This is a genomic window from Streptomyces prasinopilosus (assembly GCF_001419695.1).
GTDB lineage: Bacteria > Actinomycetota > Actinomycetes > Streptomycetales > Streptomycetaceae > Streptomyces > Streptomyces prasinopilosus.
On sequence record NZ_LIRG01000696.1, the window covers coordinates 1 to 3895 of the forward strand.

Sequence of the window (3895 nt, forward strand, 5' to 3'; positions counted from 1 at the left end):
CCGCATCGGCGAGCAGCTGCTCGCCGATGCGGTGGCCACCGGACTGCGCCGGGAGGCCATGGCCGTCGACGTCGTGTACGACGGTGCGGCCGCCCTCGAACGCATCGGCGTCAACGACTACGACGTGGTCGTCCTGGACCGCGACCTCCCCCTCGTGCACGGCGACGACGTGTGCCGCAGGATCGTCGAGCTCGGCATGCCCACGCGGGTGCTGATGCTCACGGCCTCCGGTGACGTCAGCGACCGTGTCGAGGGCCTGGAGATCGGCGCCGACGACTACCTTCCCAAGCCCTTCGCGTTCAGCGAGCTCATCGCGCGCGTGCGTGCCCTGGGGCGGCGCACCAGCGTGCCGCTGCCGCCGGTCCTGGAGCGTGCCGGGATCAAGCTCGACCCCAACCGCCGCGAGGTCTTCCGCGAGGGCAGGGAGGTCCAGCTCGCGCCCAAGGAGTTCGCCGTCCTGGAGGTGCTCATGCGCAGCGAGGGCGCCGTCGTCTCGGCCGAACAGCTCCTCGAGAAGGCCTGGGACGAGAACACCGACCCGTTCACCAACGTGGTGCGGGTGACCGTCATGACCCTGCGCCGCAAACTGGGCGAGCCGCCGGTCATCGTGACCGTGCCCGGCTCGGGCTACCGGATCTGATCCCGTGGCCGCCCCCATCCCCACACCGCCGTCCCCGCCGGCACCTCCGAAGCCCACCTGGGACCCCCGCAGGCCCGTACCGCCCTTCCCCTGGCTGCGCCCGACCATCCGGATACGGCTCACCCTGCTCTACGGCGGCATGTTCCTGATCGCCGGGATCCTGCTGCTGTCGATCATCTACCTGCTCGCCGCGAACGCGCTGAACGTGGGCAGCGACCTGCCCTTCGAGATCGTGTCCGGGCAGGTGTCCAGCGACGTCTGCCGGCTGCGCAGCGCCCAGCTGCCCGCCGGCGAGCTGAACGCCGCGCTGAACGACTGCGTGAACGAGCAGCGCCAGCACGCCCTGGACGACCTGCTCAGCCGCTCGCTCCTGACCCTGCTCGGCCTCGCGGTCATCGCCTTCGCCTTCGGGTACGCCATGGCCGGCCGCGTCCTGTCGCCGCTGGGCCGGATCACCCGCACCGCGCGCGCGGTGGCGGGCTCCGACCTGTCCCGCAGGATCGAGCTGGACGGCCCGGACGACGAGCTCAAGGAGCTGGCCGACACCTTCGACGAGATGCTGGAGCGGCTGCAGCGGGCCTTCACCGCCCAGCAGCGCTTCGTGGGCAACGCCTCGCACGAGCTGCGCACCCCGCTGGCGATCAACCGCACGCTGCTCGAGGTGCACCTCTCCGACCCGGACGCACCGGTCGAGCTCCAGCAGCTGGGCAAGACGCTGCTGGCCACCAACGAACGCAGTGAGCAGCTGGTGGAGGGCCTACTGCTGCTCGCCCGCAGCGACAACCAGATCGTCGAGCGCAAGTCCGTGGACCTGGCGGAGGTGGCCTCCCAGGCCATCGACCAGGTGCACGCCGAGGCGCAGGCCAAGGGCGTGGAGATCCGCGGGGCGCGCAAGCCCGCGGTCGTCCGGGGCAACGGCGTCCTGCTGGAGCGGATCGCCCTGAACCTGGTCCAGAACGCCGTGCGCTACAACGTGGCCGAGCAGGGCTGGGTGGAGGTCACCACCGACGTCGAGCACGGACAGGCGGTCCTGGTGGTGTCCAACACGGGCCCGGTGGTACCGGCGTACGAGATCGACAATCTGTTCGAGCCCTTCCGGCGGCTGCGCACCGAGCGGACGGGCAGCGACAAGGGGGTCGGCCTGGGCCTGTCCATCGTCCGGTCGGTGGCGCGGGCGCACGGCGGGCACATCTACGCCCAGCCGCGCGAGGGCGGTGGACTCGTGATGCGGGTCACTCTGCCGGTCTGACATCATGTCGCCGACACGGCGAGGTGTTCGCTTCCGGCGCAATCCCCGGAGAAACCCTCCGGCCCTCCCTTGTGTGATCGATCACAGAGGGGGCGGTCGGCCCGTCGACACTCCGTGATCATGAAGTCCCCGGAAGGCCGGGTACATCCCGGTTTTCAAGGGCTTCGATTACGGGAAGTACACGGTGAGGCGGCTTTGAAGTGCCGCGTTCGGACCGTGTACGGTCCCCATCGCCATCCAAGCCGACCACTCGCGAGGGGTTCGGTTGGGTGTCGATTGAGTAACAGACCTTGATGTGAGGCAAAATCTCCGCCTCGGGTCGGGCACAAGTCCGGCCTCTCGCGCGTTACGTGCGCTGAAGAGACCGCATACACCCAGAGGGGGAGAGCGACCATGGCAACCGATTACGACACTCCACGCAAGACCGACGACGACGTCGACTCGGACAGTCTCGAAGAGCTGAAGGCCCGCCGCAACGACAAGTCGGCCTCGGCCGTCGACGTCGACGAGTTCGAGGCCGCGGAAGGCCTCGAGCTGCCCGGCGCGGACCTGTCGAACGAAGAGCTGGCCGTCCGGGTCCTGCCCAAGCAGCAGGACGAGTTCACCTGCATGAGCTGCTTCCTGGTGCACCACCGCAGCCAGCTGGCCCGGGAGAAGAACGGCCAGCCGATCTGTCGCGACTGCGACTGAGGGCGGGTCGGCCGTGACTGGCTCGACCCCTCCTCGGAAGCGCCGCTTCCTCTCGAGGGGAGCGGACCCGGGGCCGCAGGACGGCCCCCCGCGCGACACGCGTGACCACGAGCGAGGCCCCACCGATACCGGCTCGGCCGATACCGGGGCGGCCTCGCTCGGACCCGCGGCGGACCGGGGTGACCTCCCGGCATCCGTGGAGGTCACCGCCACCGCCCCGGTGGCCCACAGGCGTGCCGCGGCGTTCCGGGACAAGGCCAGGGAAGGCGCCCGCAAGGGCGGCGCCCGCGCGCGTGCGGGCCTGGCGTACCTCGCGGACCGGATCATCGAACTCGCCCCGCGGGTGCCCGTACGGGACCTGCAGACGCTGCGCCGGCAGTTCCCCGGGCTCGGCCCCGAGGAACTCGCGGAGAAGCTCGTGGCGGGGGCCTGCAGGGCCACGGCGACGGTCGGAGCGGGTGTGGGCGCGGCGGCGGCGATGCCGGTGCCCCCCGCGATGCCGACGGAGCTGGCCGCCGAGATCACCGGCGTCGCGGCGATCGAGCTCAAACTGATCGCCGAACTCCACGAGGTCTACGGCGTGCGCCCGGCCGGCAACCTCGGGCAGCGCAGCACCGTGTACCTGAACTCCTGGTCGCAGGAGCGCGGGATCGAGGCGACCAAGCCCTCGACCGTGAGCGCGGCACTGAACAGCCGCATGAAGCGCGAACTGCGCCAGCGGATCATGAAACGCACCCTGCGCAACCTGCCGAACCTGATGCCGTTCCTGGTGGGAGCCGCCGTCGGCGCGGTCATGAACCGCCGGGACACCAGGAAACTCGCCACCCGCATCCAGGACGACCTCCGCAAGGCCCAGGTGCCCTGGGACGCGCTGCCCGACCTCCCCGCCCTCGACGCCCCGGACGACGCCCTGGAGATGGACAAGCTCACCGGCGGCGCCCTCCGCAAGGCACTCGGCGGCGACCACGGCCCCCCGGACGACCGCGGCCGCCCGGACGGGAGCGACGGTCCCGAAAGACGCTGACCCGGCCACGGCACGGCGGGAACGACCGGGCCGGCGGACCTCGCCCGGCTCCCCCGGACCGAACCCCGGGCGACCGTTCGCCCGGGTGTTCCGTTCCCCGCCGTGCTACGCGGCGGCCTTCGCCGCCCGCAGGGCCTGCGCCAGCCGCTCCGGCTCGCGCGTCGACAGGAAGGCGTACGGCGTCGGGTCCTCCGGATCGGTGATCTCCACCCGCAGCGCTCCCGGCACGTAGGCCCGCAGCAGCATGAAGCAGCGCGGATCCGCCCGGTGGGTGCGCCAGGCGCGGGCCTCC

At 71.4% G+C, this 3895-nt stretch carries 5 protein-coding genes; 4 read left to right on the top strand and 1 reads right to left on the bottom strand.

Translation table 11 applies throughout. The features are described from left to right. Window positions 1-4: 4 nt before the first annotated feature. From AOK18_RS24720 to AOK18_RS24735, 4 genes are all read left to right on the top strand, one after another. Window positions 5-640, top strand: coding sequence for a response regulator transcription factor (locus tag AOK18_RS24720; protein ID WP_079039773.1), 636 nt, complete (start codon window positions 5-7; stop codon window positions 638-640). 16 nt (window positions 641-656) lie between these two features. Continuing rightward, entirely contained in the window at window positions 657-1889 is a 1233-nt protein-coding gene (locus AOK18_RS24725) for a sensor histidine kinase (RefSeq protein ID WP_055695762.1), read from the top strand. Between the two features lie 393 nt (window positions 1890-2282). Further along, a complete protein-coding gene (locus AOK18_RS24730) occupies window positions 2283-2579 on the top strand; it encodes a DUF4193 domain-containing protein (RefSeq protein WP_003993510.1) in 297 nt (98 codons plus the stop codon). Window positions 2580-2592: 13 nt separating this feature from the next. Further along, complete coding sequence (locus AOK18_RS24735; RefSeq protein WP_079105156.1) at window positions 2593-3603, top strand: hypothetical protein; 1011 nt, start codon at window positions 2593-2595, stop codon at window positions 3601-3603. Window positions 3604-3708: 105 nt separating this feature from the next. Here AOK18_RS24735 and AOK18_RS24740 read toward each other — a convergent pair. Further along, window positions 3709-3895: DUF3093 family protein (locus AOK18_RS24740; RefSeq protein WP_157865167.1), on the bottom strand; the 187-nt coding region annotated here is incomplete at its 5' end.

Coding starts and splice junctions, on each gene's coding strand:
- AOK18_RS24730 (WP_003993510.1), top strand. CDS start 2,283: ATGGCAACCGATTACGACACTCCACGCAAGACCGACGACGACGTCGAC.